We start from the raw sequence: 17,869 nt of genomic DNA on the forward strand, positions 1-17,869 counted from the left end.
CAGCCAACTACTCTTCTATATTTACTCATCGTATCAATCAAAAGTTATATGAAACCTCTAGCCCAACACGCCTACCCTCACCTTTAAAATCTTCTAACATACCTAAGAAGCTAGATAAATCGAATTTTAAGTGACTATATTCTTTATCAAATAGATTTTTAGCCCAAAACCTTAGCTGGTAGTCTTTAAAAGTAATTTGGCTATTCAAATACCACAATGTGTAGCTTGGTTGGTGAGCTAGTATATTTTGATTTTGGTCAAAATAATAATCCGACTGATAATCAAAACCCAACGTTGCTGTCATCCTTAGGTTAGCTTGTAGGTCTGTTTCATAAGTAAGCGCGCCATTTATATTCATTTCTGAAGTAAAAGGTAAGCGATGGTTTGTCAGTTCATTGCCAAGTGGGTCAATAAATTTTTCAAATTCGGCATGTGGAATATAGCTAAACCCTAAGGTGGTGTTAAATTCATCTGTTAATTTATACTTAACATCAATATCAGAACCGTAAATCTTTGAGTCACCGACATTTTCTAGAAGTTGTATCGGCGGAGCCCCCTCAATGAGGGAAGGTTGATTCATGAAGACTTGTTGACCTTTATAGTCATAGTGAAACAAGGCCCAGTTTACTTTTAACGTTCTATTGTCATTAATATACTTACCACCGACTTCATTCGAAATAAGTTCTTCTGGGCCATAATCTGCAAGCATCGCTTGCTCAGGGCTTGATAAGTATCCTCCGTAATAACCACCACTTTTATAGCCATTACTTAGACTATAGAATACTGAATGATTGTTACTCAATGCGTAAATTAGGGAAAGTTTGCCAGAGATATCATCATCTTTAACTTCGCCTTCAACACGATAGAAAGGCAATAAAACACCTTCTAATGAGTTAGGGTCTACTACAACATTAATGTTACTTATTGATTTGTATTCAAACACTTCGTCAGAGTAACGAAGACCCGTTGTAAAGATTAAGCGCTCAGATAGTTGCCAATCATATTGTCCAAATAGTGCGAATGACTTACTAACTAAGTCATTATCATAAAAGAAATTGGCGGAGTTACTGCCAAATTGCGTGCCACGTAAATCTCTCAGAATATCATTGTAGTTGTCTTGATAAATTCTTTCTTGCAGTGAGAACAGACCAAGTGTGAAATGATCATCGCCTAATTCATAGTTCAAACGTACTTCGTTATTTAATACTTCTGCTTTGACACCCAATTGACCTTCACATAACCTCGCAGGAGAGCCATCACAATTGAATGCGTGCTCTCTATCTAAGCGGTTAAAGCTGTTTAGCCAAATGACTGATGCATCATCACTTAATTGCCAAGTTAATTCACTTGTCCAGCCTTTATTTATACCATGATGAGGAGAGTCATTATTTACGCTCACAGCCCAGAAGTCATCAGCACCATCATTAAACCCAAATGCATCAAAACAATTTCCGGCATTAATATCACCAACTGAGCACATAACACGATTTACAGGATCTGAGAATATGCCTATATTACCGACGGGTTGAGCAATACCATTCCAGTGACTGTAATTTAACTTTAAATACCATTCCAACTCATCCCACTGACCCAGATAGCTCAATCGCAGATCATTTTGTTCCATTCCCGCCTCTGGTGAAGTAGGAAATACATTATAGCTCGTATAGTCGTAGCGATTATGATTAAACGCAGCCCTAAACGCTGATGTATCATCTATCTGTACATTGTAAAAGCCATTACTTTTATAAAAACCATCAGTGCCAGCACCGACTGTAAACTGTCCATAATCACCAGCATCCGGCCGTTTACTTCTGATCAGTATTGCGCCGCCGGTGCTATTTCGGCCAAACAAAGTACCTTGAGGGCCTTTCAAAACTTCTACTTGCTCAATATCAAATAGGTTTAATAATTGATTATTAGCAGAGCCAACAGATGCTCCATCTACATACATGGCTATCGGGGAAGTATTTGCAGTGTTGTAATCTATTAAGCCTATTCCCCGAATATTTATTGCAGGTGGCGTACCTTCTGCTGCATTTTGACTGATTTTAAGACCTGAAATAAGTAAGCCTAAGTCTGTTGTATCTTTTAAACCAGTGCTAATTATCTGCTCCCCTTTAAGCTGATTAACAGTCACACTGACTTTACTTTCGAGTTGCTTTCTTTTTTGAGCGTACACTTCGATGACTTCAATACTTTCATTCGCATATGAATAACACGATTGCATTAAAGACAAAGATATCATTGTTGATAAAAGGCTTTTCGGGGATAAATTAGACATTTCCATACTCTCAGTGCAGATTTAGGTGTGCAAGACGAAGTATAGTTTAAATGTCTTATGTGACCAAAGGAGATACTTAACTTTGTTTATCAATAAGCTACTTGTAAATTACAAAAAATATTCTACACCTGACAAGAAAGAAGATGATTATCTGTTATTTCTTGTAGGTTTTGTTGCTCATTCAAACAAATCTGCGCGTAATGCTCATATGCATCATGGTTAAAGTTTTCAGATAATGCATTCATGAAACCATGTTTATAACGTGATTTAACAACGTAAAGACATGGAATTGTCTTTAATGTGGCTATAACAGGATTAAGATCAAAATGCTTTTCAACATCAGGAAAATAGATATCTACATGACAGTTTGGATTTAAACTTGTGAAATGTCTAATTTGGCCTGGGTAAAAAGCAATCATCTTTTGCACGCGCTTCAAGGGTGTCATGGCTAAAGCACGCCAAGCCGCAGTTGCACCTGCACTAAAAGCAATTATAAAGTCAGGGCTAAATTTAATCAGCGTTTCTTGTACTTTGTTTGCGTAACCATCATGGCCTAACCTGTCTATAAACTTATCGTACATTAATTGTTCATGCAGTTCATTGTCCGCTGTGGTTGCTTCATAAGGAGAAACAATTAACAGTTCACCAGAAAACTGCTCACAAAAGCTTTTTAGTTGATTTGTACAACCAAAAATATCGGAAACAATTAGTGTTCTCATAGCTGGGGGTCCTTATTTGCAGACTCTTATTAAACTTTCATATTCTACCACTGAACAACGTATTGGTGATGTGAAATTAACTTTCCTCCAATCTACCACTTGATAAATAATTGTAAAGATTTTGTTTATTTGGAATCTTGTATCAAACATTTGCTACACTTAACATCTGTATACTTAAAATGTAGAAAAATGTTTAAGTTCCTAGTTATTATTTTTTTTCTGCTATTGGGTTTTGAATCAGTTGCTAAAACAGTCACTTTTTTAAAAGTAGACTTTGCACCATATTACATACTCGATGGAGTACATAAAGGACGAGGTAGAGATGAAGCTATCATCGATTTATTAAAACAGTCTCTTCCAGATCATAGTTTTCAACAAATACTCATTCCATCTAGTCGAGCTTTATTTGAATTACAACATAGTAAAAAAACAACTTGTATGTTGTCGCTGTATAAAACAGAGCAAAGAAAACAGCAATTTTATTTTTCTGAACAATACTCCACGATTGGTCTAGCACCAACCGTTGCTATGCACAAAGATATTGCCGAAAAAATAATACCCAAAGGGGTTACCACTACTTCGCTGAAAGACCTAATTTTTAAAAACGATCTGCTCCTTGGTAAATCAACTGAACGTTCGTATGGTCAACATGTAGATAGGATTATCCTTAAAATTCCGCAAGACGATATGATAGTTCGTGCAGGCAAAGACTCCTTACAAAGTCTAACTTATATGCTACTCAAGAAAAGAGTCGATGTAATTATTGGCTATCCCGGCGAACACCTTTATCTTCAATCAAAATTGAAAAAAGAAAGTCAGTTTATTCAATTGCAAATCTCTGAATCGCCAAAAACCGTTTTAGGTTTCATTGGATGCAATAAATCTAAAGAGAGTAAGCAATTTTTAAAGAAAGCTGATATGAGCCTTAGTAAAATTAAAGCATCACCTGAATACGCTTCGTTAATGCTCAGATGGGTTCCAAAAAATTTACAACAGAACTTAGTCAATAAATTAAACAATCAATAAATTTTAACGGGTAACAACGATAGTTCATTAAATAAACCATCTTTTCGGACATAGTACTTAAGCTTTAGCTCTTCTGTCCTGAAATAGATTTTTCAAACAAATATGCAGTTTTAATTCTTAGTTTTAATGGTCAATAAGTTAACTAATATGTACTCAACTGCTTAAAAAAAGGGGCTAATATAAGCCCCATATAACTAACTAGTTTTTATAAAAATAACTTTCTTTCGTTATTTTTATGTCTGCTCTTTGCTTAGACTCAACTGTAAAACTAATTGGGGTTGCTTTAAGCTTGAGGTCATAACCGTCTTTGATAACGGTAACAGGTATTTGCAACATTTCTCCACCTTCAATTTCAATCACAGCAGGCACATTGAGCTTTGCATTTGCTAACCCCTCAAGACTAACCGTGTAGGTCATGGTGGTTTGCGTTTTATTGATCACGCTTAACGTATAAGGGTTTTCAACTAAGCCTTCATAGTTAACACGATATAACGCATTACGATCTCGGATAACCGATGCTTCAATTGGCGTACGATTAAATGCCCATACCACCATAGTTAAAGTAATCAACGCAGTAAGGGTTGCATAGCCAACTAGCTTTAGTCTAAACGGATTGGTTTTTTTGCCAGATGCTTCGTGTTCACTTTGATATTTAATGAGCCCTTTGGCATAACCGAACTTATCCATGGTGTCATCACAGGCATCAATACACAAACCACAGTTTATACATTCATATTGCAGACCATTTCGAATATCAATACCTGCTGGGCAAACTTCAACACACAAGTTACAGTCAACACAATCACCGAGGCCGAGGTCTTTTGGATCTTGTTTACGTTTACGTTTGCCTCGTGATTCGCCGCGTTGTGCATCGTAGGTGACTAATAGTGTGTCTTTATCAAACATCACAGATTGAAAACGTGAATATGGGCATGCAACCGTACACATTTTTTCTCTTAAAAATCCAGCATTACCATAGGTACAGAATGCAAATAAGAACACCCAAAAACTAACTAGACCTGACCATTCTAGTGTGAACATGTCGATATATAATTTTTGTGCTGGGACAAAGTACGCCATAAATGACGTTGCGGTGAAAAGAGAAATGAGCAACCAAGCACTGTGTTTTGCTGTTTTTAATGCAAGTTTCTTTGCATCCCAAGGGCTTTTATCTAGTTTAATGCGTTTATTACGACTGCCTTCAATACGGTGCTCCACCCATGTAAACATCAGCATCCAAATCGTTTGTGGGCACACATAACCACACCATACTCGGCCCAACCAATTGGTGACAAAGAAAAGCGCAAACGCCCCAGCCATAAATACCCAAGCCAAGATCATAAAGTCTTGTGGCAAAAATGTGAGGCCGAAAATTCTAAAATGTTGACTGCCTACATCAAACAATACTGCCTGTTGGCCATTATATTGCAGCCAAGGAATAGCAATAAAGGTCAGCATTAATAACCAACCCAGATTACGACGGATTTTTTGGAAAAAACCTTTTTGTTCTCGCACATAAATCGGGCCCTCCGATTTATGTGGCTTAATGATCATGTCTTCTTCTTTAATATCAAACTTCATATTACTTGCTCTACTAACATTGGTTAATATCTGCAGAGCAAGTTTCAGTCCAATCTGAAAGTTTATAACACTATGTTTTTATTGAATTTTAAATAATATCAAAAACTGCGAGACGTGAAATATCGCGAAACCCGTCATATCTCGCGATTTTTAGTTATTTTCAACTTTTTCATTTTAGAGCGCAATGTACTCTCTGGAAGTCCTAATTTAATTGCTGCACCTTTTGGACCCGCTATTCGCCAGTTAGTTAGCTCAAGTACATGCTCAATATGAAGCCTCTCAGCCTCATCAAGCCTTAAACTTTGGCCTTCAAGTACTTGTTCATCAGTCATATTTAATGGCTGAGAAATAGAAACTAATCGCCCTTTAGACAAAATAGCCTCTCGCTCTAAAATATTTTGTAACTCTCTGATGTTGCCGGGCCAATCATAAGCTTGAAGTTTGTCTATCGCTGCCTTTGTCAGCCCCATTAAGTGTTTACCAAGTCTTTTATTGAGCTGATTAATAAGGTTTGTGCACAGCAATGGAATATCTTCTTTTCGCTCTTTGAGACTTGGTACTCTGATAGGAAAGACATTTAGGCGATAATACAGATCCATTCTAAATTCACCTTTTCCAACCATTTGCCACAAGTCTTTATTGGTTGCCGCTATGATACGAATATCTACTTTTAACGTTTTGCTGCCACCTACACGTTCAAACTCTTGCTCTTGGAGTACGCGCAAAAGTTTACTTTGCGCCTCAAGTGATAGCTCAGCAATTTCATCTAAAAATAGAGTGCCTGTATCGGCGAGTTCAAAGCGCCCTTTTCTTCTCTCATTGGCACCTGTGAATGCCCCCTTTTCATGCCCGAATAATTCAGACTCTAATAAACTAGGCGTAAAAGCCGCACAATTTACTTTTACAAATGGCTTCGTATTTCGATTACTCAATCTATATAGGTTTCTGGCAACAAGTTCTTTACCTGTACCATTTTCTCCTAAAATCAATACGGTACTACTTGTTTTAGCAACAAGATTGATTTGTTCAAGCATGGTTTGAAATATATGACTTTGTCCGACTAGCCCCGATCCTTGCCAATCTGCATTTAATTCTTCCAACAAGTAAGAATTTTCTTCTTTTAATTGCTCAGTTAATGTTTGGACTTGCTCTAATGCTGCTCTTAGTGCACTTTCTGCTTCATGCTGCTTCGTTACATCGCGAAATATCGCGACTGCCCCAATTATTTGTCCGTCTTTAAAAACCGGTGTAGAGGTATATTCCACAGGAAAGCTACTGCCATCTTTTCTCCAGAATACTTCATCGGATATTTGCCTTACTTTGCCATCAAACATGGTGCAGTAGATGTTGCATTCATCTGCCGGATATGGCGAACCATCAGCATAGCTATGATGATGGTATTGGTGTATTTTTTTACCTATTAACTCTTCGGCTTTCCAACCGGTCATACGCTCAGCTGCGGGGTTTATGAATACTGCATTACCAGATAAGTCGAAACCGTAAATGCCTTCGCCAACAGAGTTGAGCAGTAGTTCAGGGTCATTTAATAGGCGTTTAAGTAAGTGAGACATAGTATTCCTCGTGAAATATCACGAAAACTGTAACATATTGACACCTTATACCATTAGCAAATTCTGACAAATGTGTTTAAAGTCGCTAAAACACATTTTTATGAGATGATAATGAGCAAACCACTTCAAGACGCTACCTTGTCTGTCGGATATATTGCCAAACGTGCCGGCGTAAAAGTGTCAACCCTACATTTCTATGAAACCAAAGGGCTGATCAGAAGTTGGCGAAATCAAGGAAATCAACGTCGATACAAACCCGATGTGCTCAGGCGAATTGCCGTCATCAAAGCAGCACAGCATATGGGCGTCACATTACAAGACATCAAAGATACTCTAGATGCGTTACCCGATAATAGAACCCCGACTAAAAAAGATTGGGCAAATTTATCTCAGCGATGGCGTACACAGCTTACCAAGCAAATTGAATATTTAGAGCAGATCAGAGAGAAAGTCGACGGCTGTATTGGCTGTGGCTGTTTATCAATGACCCAATGCCCTATGTATAACCCAGATGATGTCTGTGGAAAATCGCAATCCGGCGCAGCTTTTTTGCCTTCTACCCCTGATGAACAGGCTAATCATGAAAAAACTGATAAAATAGATGAGAATCACTAACAAGGAACACACATGAAAAAAACTGCACTCTCGCTCGCACTTGTCGCAGCGCTTGGACTGACTGCTTGTTCGCAAACAAGCACGCAACAAACAAAGAATAACAGCGTTCAAGTACAACAAAATTTCACTAATTTCTCTGAACAGTTTATCCATGATTATTGGAAACAGTTTCCTGAACATTCAGCTTGGGCTGGCTACGGTAAATACGATGATATTATCAGTATCCCAAATCAAGGTTATCGTGATAGTACCTTAGCTTTTGCTAATGCAAAATTAAACGAACTAGCAAAGTTCGATTTAGACTCATTGCCAACAGCGCAAAAGACGGATTATTACTTAATTGAAAATGCTTTAAAACGTACCATTTGGCACTCAGAAACATTCAAGAGCTGGCAGTGGAACCCGTCTAACTACAATGTATCTGGTGGCTTTGCGACAATTCTAAATAGCCGCTTTAAAACTGATGACGAAAAATTTGCTACCGTTTTAAGACGTCTTCAATACGTGCCTGCATATTACGATGCTGCAAAAGCAAACATTGATAACCCCACTTTAGAATATACCCAGCTTGCTATTGGCCAAAACAGGGGCGCTTTCAGTGTGCTAAAAGATGAGCTATTAACGCAAGTTGAAGCTTCAAACTTACCTTCAAGTGATAAAACACTATTTGTTAAGCGTTTCAATGCAGCAAAAGACGCAATCAATGGTTATATCGACTTCCTAACTGAACTTGAAAAGTCGCTTGTAGAAAATGGTAACGCGCGTTCATTCAGAATTGGAGAAAAGCTCTATGAAGAGAAGTTCGCACTAGATATTCAATCAGGGTATAGCGCAAAAGAGATGTATCACAAAGCAGTTGCAGATAAAGACCGTGTGACAGCTGAGATGGTTAAGATCACAGATGAACTATGGCCTAAGTATTTTCCGAACGCTGAACGCCCATCTAAAGACAGAGATGCAGTAGCGAAACTCATTAAACACCTATCTGTCAAGCATGTTGCTCGTGACGAATTCGTGCCTGAAATTAAGCGTCAAATTCCAGACTTAGAAGCATTCGTCAGAGAAAAAGATCTGATCACGCTAGACCCTGAAAAGCCATTAGTTGTTCGTGAAACACCAGAGTATATGCGTGGCTTTGCTGGTGCATCTATTAGTGCTCCGGGGCCATACGATAAAAAAGAAAACACGTATTACAATGTGACTCCATTAGATAACATGTCTGATGAGCAAGCTGAGTCATATTTACGAGAATATAACCACTGGATTTTACAGATCCTAAATATTCACGAGGCGATCCCTGGTCACTATACGCAATTAGTTTACTCAAATGAGTCTCCTTCTTTAATTAAGAGTATTTTTGCTAATGGCGCGATGATCGAAGGTTGGGCGGTGTACACAGAGCGTATGATGTTAGAGGAAGGCTATGGTGATTTCGAGCCAGAGATGTGGCTTATGTACTACAAATGGAATCTTCGTGTCATCTGTAACACTATTCTAGATTATGCTATCCAAGTAAAAGGGATCAGCAAAGAAGAAGGTTTAGATTTATTAATGAACGGCGCATTCCAAGAAAAAACGGAAGCCGAAGGTAAGTGGCGTCGTGCGACATTAAGCCAAGTCCAGTTGACCAGCTACTACAGCGGTTACAGAGAGATTTATGATTTCAGAGAATCATTAAAAGTCGCTCAAGGTGATGACTTTAACTTAAAAGCGTTCCATGAGGAGTTTTTAAGCTATGGCAGTACACCAGTAAAATACGTCAAGGCGTTAATGACTGATAAATAACGCCAAAAGTTAATTGAATAAGCCCTTGTTTAAGGGCTTATTATTTTGGTTAAGAGGATCACTAATTAGCTTGAAGTAATAAATGTGTATAACGACCTAGCGACGCATAAGGCTCTTGTTGATTATATTTAAGCTCTAACTCAAGCAAGTCATCAAAGTGCGCTTTGCCTTTTTCAAGCTCTCTCAAATAATCATGAAAACAACGCACACCCGTTTTACAGAGACGCTCAAAGTTTTCGCTACTTAAAGCATTGTCCACAATTTCAGGTTCTACAGGGTGATTTGGGCTTAAGCCAACTTTTTGTTTTACATGCAAACCTTGATTTACATAATCAAAGTTTCCATAGACCATATTTGCAAATAAATGCGCATCTTTATTGAAATACATTAAAGACAAATAACCCGCATCGCCGACAAGCTTTGACAAAACTGTAATCGCCTCAACTTGGTCAACTAACCATTCGAGCACAGCATGACATAGTACAAAATCGAAAGTACCTAACTCTAATTCAGGCAAAGCCTGTAATTGTGCGTGAATAAATTCGAATTGACCACTTAAACCAGCTTGATCCACGTGCTCTTTGGCAAGTTGTAGCATATCTTCCGATATATCCACCAGCGTGATGTGATGACCTAAACTAGCCAAATAAATCGCTAACTGCCCTTGCCCACCGCCGATATCTATTATTCGTTTTGGTGCATTCGCATTATCTAGCCATGGAATATGCTGAGAAAAATCACGCTTTAAAACGGCTTCTCGTATTTTGCCTTTGGGTGTACCGTATATATTTTTCTTAAATTTTTGCGAGATAGCATTAAAACTTCTATCTCGCGCTAATTTATCTTTATAGCTTTTGCCTTTCTTGCTCATATTCAGTGGTTAAACCGGGTTATTGATATCTATAAATTCGACATCTAAATCATAAGTTTTAGCAAGGTACTCACCTAAAGCTTTGGCACCATAACGTTCAGTAGCATGATGGCCTGCTGCTATAAAGTGGATATTTTGTTCATTAGAACTATGGATTGTCTGCTCTGAAGCTTCACCTGTTAAATAGGCATCAATGCCTTGGCTTGCGGCCATATCAATAAAACTTTGGCCTCCACCTGTACACCAAGCAATGCTTTTAATTTGGTGGTCGCCCGCTTGATTTACTAATGGTTTTCTATCAAGTTTCTGTTCTACCAATTGCGAAAATGTCTCTAAGCTCATTGGTGTCTTGAGTTTGCCTTTCACTGCCACACAGTTTTTATTCCAAGGCTCCAGAGGCCTTTCGTAAGTTATATCGAGTAACTCAGCCAATTGCGCATTGTTGCCAAGTTCTGGGTGAACATCTAGAGGTAAATGATAAGCAAGTAAATTGATGTTGTTTTCTAATAACGCTTTAATACGTCTTTGCTTCATGCCTGTAATAGTTTGATCCTCACCTTTCCAGAAGAATCCATGATGAACCAGAATTGTATCTGCACCAGCTTCTACGGCAGCATCGATCAGCGCCTGACTTGCAGTAACACCCGTCACAATTTTTTTAACTTCTTCAGCCCCTTCAACTTGTAAACCATTCGGGCAATAGTCACTAATAGAAAATGGTTTTAATAGTTCAGTTAATTGATTAACAAGTTTTGTTCTTTTCATTTGATTTCTCGGCCCTTTAAATTTAGGGCGTATTTTAACAGCTTAGTCATGATGATAAAGCACAACAATAAACGAGTGCTTTAGATCTTTGAAAAGGTTTGAAGAAAGAAATAAAAGAGTAAAAGTATGTTTTGAATTACAAATGTAATAAAGAGCTTACCGTTGAACTGCCATTTTATAGTCTTATGACGTATTAACTCTTGCATCAATAAAGTTGAAAGGTTGAACGATAGCAGCGCCGTGACACTTAAACTTAACTCACTGATCCTTTGCCCATCCATTTTTGCCCGCTTTTTATCAAGTAAGAATAAAAAACAAAAGATCGAATTAGTTATGAGTAAATAGGTTAAAACAAGCAGTAAAAGTTTGTCATTAGTGGCGATAAAAATCGTGACTAAAAAGAGGGTTAGTATAAGCAGGGAGTGGTTCACACTTCGAAAAAATAAGTTCAAGCTTTGTTAATCTCATGATTCTATTTATTTGTAAGGTAGCCATTGTAACAAACGTTCAAATAAAACCTCGGGTTTTATTGGCTTTGAAATATAATCATCCATACCGGCTTCTAGACATTTATCTTTATCACCAACCATCGCATTTGCCGTCATCGCAATGATCGGAATATCTTTATAAAGCTCCCCTGCTTTTCCATTTCTAACGGCTTGTGAAGCTTCATACCCATCCATTTCTGGCATTTGGCAATCCATAAGAATGGCTGTGTATTTAGTCTCTCTTGTTGTATTTAATAAGTTTTGAATGACTTCTTCACCATTTGCCGCTATATCGATATGCGTTAAGTTAAGCTTTGCCAACATACTTTGTGCAACAATCTGATTAACCCGATTATCTTCTGCTAAAAGAATACGGATCCCCTCTCCCCAGCATATCTCTTCAGGTTTTAAAGCTGATTGAGCTTTTAGCGACTTTATGTAATGAGTCGTCACTAAAGGTTTAGCGCCTTTGAGAGCTTCTCCATCTTCTGCAACGATAGAAAGTGCTGCAAATAAATCGAATGTTGTCGCAGGCTTCGGAAAATATCCATCAAACCCCAAGTTAGCAAAAAACTTCGCATCGCCTTTATGACACATCGATGTCATCATAATTAACTTCATGGCTTTTAAATGTTCGTTTGCTTTTATATGTTCCCCCAATTGAGCCCCATCCATGACTGGCATTTGCATATCCAAAAATGCGATATCGAAGCAGTTATAGTGTTTTGCAAAGTAAGCTTCACTGATGGTTAAGGCTTCTATTCCTGAACGCGCCTCTGTTACAGTAGCGCCCCAATGTTCAAGCTGTGCCCTGAGTACTTCACGATTAGTTTTGTTATCATCTACTAGTAAAATATTAAGGTGCTTCATTTCAACATCTGGAATAACATGAAATGACGCATTACTCTTTCCTAATAGAATCGAAAAACTAAAACAAGACCCTTTATCAGCCTGACTGGAAACAGAGACTTCACCACCCATCAGTTCACAAAGTTTTTTTACAATTGCTAGGCCAAGTCCTGTACCACCATATTTTCTGGTTGTTGAAGCATCAACCTGACTGAATGATTGAAACAATTTTGCCTGCTGCTCAGGTGATATTCCAATGCCTGTATCTTTGATATTACAATTTAACTGCCAATTATGTGTATCATATTTAATCAATGAAGCTTCTATGAGTACTTCACCATCTGAAGTGAACTTAATGGCATTACCAACCAAATTGCTTAAGATTTGCCTCAACCTACCAGGATCACCAACTACAACGGCTTCATCTATGTTTGTTACATCTAAAATAAGTTCTATGCTTTTGTTGTGTGCTTGTATAACGGCTGACTCCGCAAAATCACCGAGCAACCCTCGTAAATCAAACTCTAGGTGTTCTAATTCCAACTTGCCAGCATCAACTTTTGAGAAGTCTAAGATGTCGTTAATTAAAGTCAGAAGCGAGTTAGCACTGCTCATTGCAACGTTGATTCTATGTTGCTGTTCTGCATTTAAGTCACTATTAAGCAGTAAATTAAGCATGCCTAATACTCCATTCATTGGGGTACGTATTTCATGACTCATTGAGGCCAAAAACTCGCTTTTGGCAATGCTGGCTTGCTCCGCCATCATTTTGGCTTCTTTTAATGCTTTTTCTGAAGCAACTCTATCTGTGATATCTTGTTGAATACCCACATAAGCGGTGAGCTCTCCCGCTTCATTATGTACAGGAAAAAGCTGTAAACTATTCCAAAATTGTTGACCATTTTTTTTGTAATTTAAGAGGTCAACCTTCACTATGCCATGATTTTTTAAAGCCTTCCTGATCTTATCAATTGTTAGTTGAGATGTTTGCTCTCCTTGTAAGAAACGACAACTTTCTCCTAGGATCTCTTCTCCATAACCTGTTATGTTAGTAAAAGCTTGGTTTATGTATATGAGAGGTAGTTCTGGATCAGATACTGAGCTAATTGTTACTCCGAGGTTACTAGCATCAATAGAAAGGGCTAATAAATCATTTTCTTCTTTCGCTTTTTTCAACGCTTGTTGCGCTTGTATTTGCTCTGTGACATCTGTCATTGACCCTGCCATCCTGATGGCTTTGTTAGTACTGTCAAATAGTGCATCGCCCTTCACTCTGTAAACTCTAAACTCCCCTTTTTTGGTCATGAATCTGTGTTGCACATCATAAATTGCTTTTTGCTGAAGGTGCGCTTTTAAGCTGCTTTTTACATATTCACGGTCTTCAATATGGACCATTCTTTCTAAGACCGTATAGTCCTCGGGAAAATCATCATTAGATGCATAACCGAGTAACTCTCTGAAACGCACAGAACAAAATACCTTTCCTGTTTTTATATCCCAGTCCCAAATGCCATCTAAACTCCCATTAATTGCAAGGTTTAACCTTTCTTCACTCAACTTTGTTGCTTGTTGAGACAACTCAAGCTTTCTATAGGGATTTAAAAGTAGTTTCTGACCAACTAAGAATAAAAATAAAGAAGATAAAAACAGACTCACAAAAATTGCACTGGCGATACTTATAATGACTTGCTTCACTTGTTTTTCTACTAAAGTAGAGTCAACTAAGTAATTCAGCATCAAGCCGGAACTGTGAAGGTCAGATTTTAGCACTGAGTCGTACTGATTATTTGTACTTAAATTTGAATAATTTAACCAAGGGCCTGATAGTTTAACGCCATGTGTATTTGACTCTAGAACTTCAGATAATAAAACATCAATGGGGGTTTCAAACTTGACAATCAGCGCCCCTTCAGTGAACCCGTTATAATTTATTGGTACTGCCAACTTGAAATATGCTTGCCCTTGGTTTTGATCAAGCAATACAGCGTGTGAAAGCTCACCATTAAGTAAATCTTCAAGCCAATCACTTGGAGTTTCTTTCAATGCCTGCTCTTCACTATTTTTATACACATAATCGCCTAGGACATTAAAAACCCAAAGTTGCTCTTTTATCCCTAGAATTTTAAACTCAGACAAATAATCATTTAAAGACGCTTCTGATACACCTGATCCCATAACGCCATTAATGATAATAGGTTGACTTGATAGATCTTTAAGCAACAAAATTCTAGTTTCTAAAAAGTTTTCTACATATTTTGCACTGAGCTTCGCTTCTGTTTCAGATGCTTGTTGCTTGTAGCCATTTAATACTGAAGATGCTTCTCTTCCTACTAGCATCACGCTTATAAATACCGATAACAAAAGACTCATTACAACAAAGACAATGAAAGCTTTGTTGGCATCAAGCTGCATTTTTAAGAACTGTGACTTCACGCACTAGCCTTTATTCTTTATGATAGAAATTGAGCCATTATCTTTGTATTTGGCCATACAAAGGTCTTCCAAACCTAAAGCCTCATGCGAATCTTCACCCTTATTTGAGAATGGTCTTGAATAAACCTTTATCAAGCCATCTACAGTTGAGTTGAGATTCTCGAGCGAATGTCTTAACGACTCTCTTGTACTGGCTATATTTTTTGTCGCTTCAATTTGTGTCATGGCCTGAACAAACAGTAATCCCAAATCATAGCCATGCACAAAACCAGCTGGAGCTTGTAACGTTTTAATGTCAAAATCATTTTTAAATAGCCTCGTCGCAGACATAATGGCTTTTTTGACACTATCTGAATGAGGTAGATCTTCAAAAGAGAAGCAAGACTGAATAAAATTGAGTTCAATCCCTTGAGACAAATATTGCTTAGTATTATTGAAGAAATTACCTCCAGTAATCCCCCAGTGACTGATTATAGGTTTTTGCAAAGTCTTATCTATTTCTGCCATCGCTTGAGTGAAGTATTTACCTTCAATGGCATTACCTACAAAGACAATACAATCAGATCCTGATTTTATAATTTCTCTCAATATTAGCTTTGATTTTTTTAGTCTCGTATTCCAATTAAACCATGTTACTTCAGCTTTATTTTTACCAAGCGCATCTTGCATGGTTCGTTCGTTTGATTTGCCCCATGGCGTGTTTTCAAGGAGCAAATGAGGCTGCTCACAAGAACGTGCTTCTTTTGCAAATTGGATTATTCGGTATCCTGCTTTAGTGTCGTCAACTGACAATCTAAAAACCCAGTTTGTTCCATGCTCATAGCGAGTAATTGGACCACCTGCGGCCCAAGGCACCAATAATAAGATCTCTTCTTTGTTTATGAAGGTTCTATTTTTTATATACGGAGGAGAATGAAGGCCGCCTAATATGAACAATGCTTTAGGGTCTTTGAGAAACTTCTTCATATGTAACAAGCTACGATTGCTATTACCTCGATGATCCATTTCTAAAAAATTAAATTCGACGTTTTCTAGCCTACTTTTTTCAGATTCTAACGCAGACATAAATCCCATTTTAATTGCATTTGCGGATGCAAAATGGTTTGAGTAATCTGAATCATGATAAATATTGAATTGGTGACCTAATTGCGCCCAATTTGATGAACTATAGGCAAAAAAACAAATGATAAAGCAATATTGGATGGCCTTCATAATTTCATCTGGTTGATTTTGTTTTTTTAACCTTAGTCCAAAAAATCAACTTTGTAGAAATTTAAGAAAGTATATTGATTAGATAAAACTTAATAAAAAAGGCCATATTTGGCCTTTCCTAAATAAATTTTTTGATTATGAAATCAACTTTTACACGCTTTGCCTGCCCTAATAGCTTCCTTACAGGTAACGGGTAATCTTGAACTGAGTCAAGATCTTCATGACTAGATAGTAATCGACAGTGTTGAAGAATGTCTTGCTTTTCTGCTAATAGTAATTTGTCGAGCTTGTGTGCTTTATCTTCAATCAAAATACCATTTTCAATATCTAAACCCCAAGCCCTCGGATTTAGGTTATGACCACTTAGTAGATGTAGCTGACCATCTTTACTTACGCCTTTCAAATGAAAAGAGTTATTTTCATGTTTCCAAAGGTGTACCTTAAGTAACCCTGACTGGATGAACCTTTTATTAGATTTTAAGAATTTAAATAAAATCGTTTCATAAAGATAAGGTAACGCACCTATTTTACTAAATGGTTGTTCTGGAGAAATATAAAAATCATTCGCTGTTTTATCACCAACAACAATGGTTATTTCCTTACCTTGCTTTAGTAAACGACGTAAAGAGCGAAGTAACGGCGCTGGAAAGTTGAAGTATGGCGTATAAAGCAGCAGTTCTTTTTCTGTTGTGTCAAACAAGGTTTTAATTAACCTGTTCAACTTATTTGCACGTCTACCAAACCCTAAGAATGGTCGAACATTCAAAGGAGAGTCTGTGTTCGTTGATTCTATATTGTATCGCCCTTTTCTCAACTCTTTCATCAATTGACGCTGAGAAACTTTAATCTCACTGTATTTAGGTATAGGACGACTATCTATTCTTGGTACAGCTTTTGACGACAACAAAAAATCATTTGTGAAGTTACAAAAAGAGTCCGCTAACCCTGCCTGTTGTAGGATGAAGTATCTATCAAGTCGATACTTTTCACCCACATTCATATAAACATTGTTTATGCTAGCACCGCTATAAAGCAAGATATCGTCTATAACAATGCCCTTTAGATGCAGAACGCCAAATAGTTCTTTGCCTTTAACTGGCACACCAAATACTTTTACATTACTTTGATGTTTTTCTAATTCATCACAATATAAGGCTGCATTTCCCTCTGATTTCTCAGCGCCTATAAGGCCACGTTGAGCTCGGTGAAAATCAACTAATACATTAATCTCAAGCGTTGGGTTTGCAATTGAAGCTTTATGAAGTGCTGAAAGCACTTCTCTACCCGCTTCATCGTCTTGTAAATACAAAGCAGTGATATAAATCCGATATTTAGCGCTTTCAATAAGACTTAACAGTCTTTCATGATATTGCTTTGCGCTATTTAGTATTTCAACGTCTTTGTCTGCTAACTCAAAGCTTGGAATGTCCTGCCAAAATGCCATAACAACCTATAAATAAAGGTGACTCAATCCAGAGTCTCACACAAAATTAGTAAGAACATATCAAAAAAATATTATTAGGTCATGAATTTCTGATAAAACATCGATTTTTGGATGTTTTTTTCAACAAGTACAGATTATTTGACACCTTTTAAATTTATTAATTTTCAATATTCCTAATTTATTTTACTTCTTACTTGTTTTACATAGAATCGTCCTCACTTCGTTAAAA

13 protein-coding genes are annotated in these 17,869 nt (G+C 37.4%); 3 read left to right on the forward strand and 10 right to left on the reverse strand.

What is annotated here, in order from left to right:
- Window positions 1-37 precede the first annotated feature (37 nt).
- Window positions 38-2,281 (reverse strand): TonB-dependent receptor, encoded by a 2,244-nt coding sequence (locus tag C1E24_RS13735; protein WP_240722020.1) that lies wholly within the window; start codon window positions 2,279-2,281, stop codon window positions 38-40.
- 122 nt (window positions 2,282-2,403) lie between these two features.
- Window positions 2,404-3,000: a hypothetical protein gene (locus C1E24_RS13740; RefSeq protein ID WP_138482360.1), complete on the reverse strand. Its 597-nt coding sequence runs from the start codon at window positions 2,998-3,000 to the stop codon at window positions 2,404-2,406.
- A 189-nt stretch (window positions 3,001-3,189) separates the two neighbouring features.
- Between C1E24_RS13740 and C1E24_RS13745 the strand changes: the two genes are divergently transcribed.
- Window positions 3,190-4,026, forward strand: a complete 837-nt coding sequence (locus tag C1E24_RS13745) for a transporter substrate-binding domain-containing protein (protein ID WP_138482362.1) — start codon at window positions 3,190-3,192, stop codon at window positions 4,024-4,026.
- 198 nt (window positions 4,027-4,224) lie between these two features.
- Here the strand turns inward: C1E24_RS13745 and ccoG are convergent, their stop codons facing one another.
- Both ccoG and C1E24_RS13755 read right to left on the reverse strand, forming a co-directional pair.
- Entirely contained in the window at window positions 4,225-5,607 is a 1,383-nt protein-coding gene (ccoG, locus tag C1E24_RS13750; protein WP_138482364.1) for a cytochrome c oxidase accessory protein CcoG, read from the reverse strand.
- Between the two features lie 134 nt (window positions 5,608-5,741).
- Window positions 5,742-7,178, reverse strand: coding sequence for a sigma-54 interaction domain-containing protein (locus tag C1E24_RS13755; RefSeq protein WP_138482366.1), 1,437 nt, complete (start codon window positions 7,176-7,178; stop codon window positions 5,742-5,744).
- A 105-nt stretch (window positions 7,179-7,283) separates the two neighbouring features.
- On the opposite strand from C1E24_RS13755, the gene soxR reads away from it, so the two are divergent.
- Together soxR and C1E24_RS13765 are read left to right on the forward strand one after the other, a co-directional pair.
- Window positions 7,284-7,793, forward strand: coding sequence for a redox-sensitive transcriptional activator SoxR (soxR, locus tag C1E24_RS13760; protein WP_138482527.1), 510 nt, complete (start codon window positions 7,284-7,286; stop codon window positions 7,791-7,793).
- A gap of 12 nt (window positions 7,794-7,805) precedes the next feature.
- A complete protein-coding gene (locus tag C1E24_RS13765; RefSeq protein ID WP_138482368.1) occupies window positions 7,806-9,578 on the forward strand; it encodes a DUF885 domain-containing protein in 1,773 nt (590 codons plus the stop codon).
- A 61-nt stretch (window positions 9,579-9,639) separates the two neighbouring features.
- Here C1E24_RS13765 and C1E24_RS13770 read toward each other — a convergent pair whose 3' ends face one another.
- From C1E24_RS13770 to pssA, 6 genes are all read right to left on the reverse strand, one after another.
- The gene (locus C1E24_RS13770; RefSeq protein WP_138482370.1) at window positions 9,640-10,449 is read right to left on the reverse strand and encodes a methyltransferase domain-containing protein; all 810 of its coding nucleotides are present in this window, start codon (window positions 10,447-10,449) and stop codon (window positions 9,640-9,642) included.
- 9 nt (window positions 10,450-10,458) lie between these two features.
- A complete protein-coding gene (locus tag C1E24_RS13775; RefSeq protein ID WP_138482372.1) occupies window positions 10,459-11,214 on the reverse strand; it encodes a Nif3-like dinuclear metal center hexameric protein in 756 nt (251 codons plus the stop codon).
- Window positions 11,215-11,294: 80 nt separating this feature from the next.
- Entirely contained in the window at window positions 11,295-11,645 is a 351-nt protein-coding gene (locus tag C1E24_RS21250) for a DUF1294 domain-containing protein (protein WP_431188329.1), read from the reverse strand.
- Between the two features lie 45 nt (window positions 11,646-11,690).
- Window positions 11,691-14,984 (reverse strand): response regulator, encoded by a 3,294-nt coding sequence (locus C1E24_RS13785; RefSeq protein ID WP_240722021.1) that lies wholly within the window; start codon window positions 14,982-14,984, stop codon window positions 11,691-11,693.
- 3 nt (window positions 14,985-14,987) lie between these two features.
- Window positions 14,988-16,196: an ABC transporter substrate-binding protein gene (locus C1E24_RS13790; protein ID WP_138482376.1), complete on the reverse strand. Its 1,209-nt coding sequence runs from the start codon at window positions 16,194-16,196 to the stop codon at window positions 14,988-14,990.
- 118 nt (window positions 16,197-16,314) lie between these two features.
- Window positions 16,315-17,640: a CDP-diacylglycerol--serine O-phosphatidyltransferase gene (pssA, locus tag C1E24_RS13795; protein ID WP_138482378.1), complete on the reverse strand. Its 1,326-nt coding sequence runs from the start codon at window positions 17,638-17,640 to the stop codon at window positions 16,315-16,317.
- Between the last annotated feature and the right edge of the window lie 229 nt (window positions 17,641-17,869).

This window comes from Pseudoalteromonas phenolica (genome assembly GCF_005876835.1).
Taxonomy (GTDB): Bacteria; Pseudomonadota; Gammaproteobacteria; order Enterobacterales; family Alteromonadaceae; genus Pseudoalteromonas; species Pseudoalteromonas phenolica_B.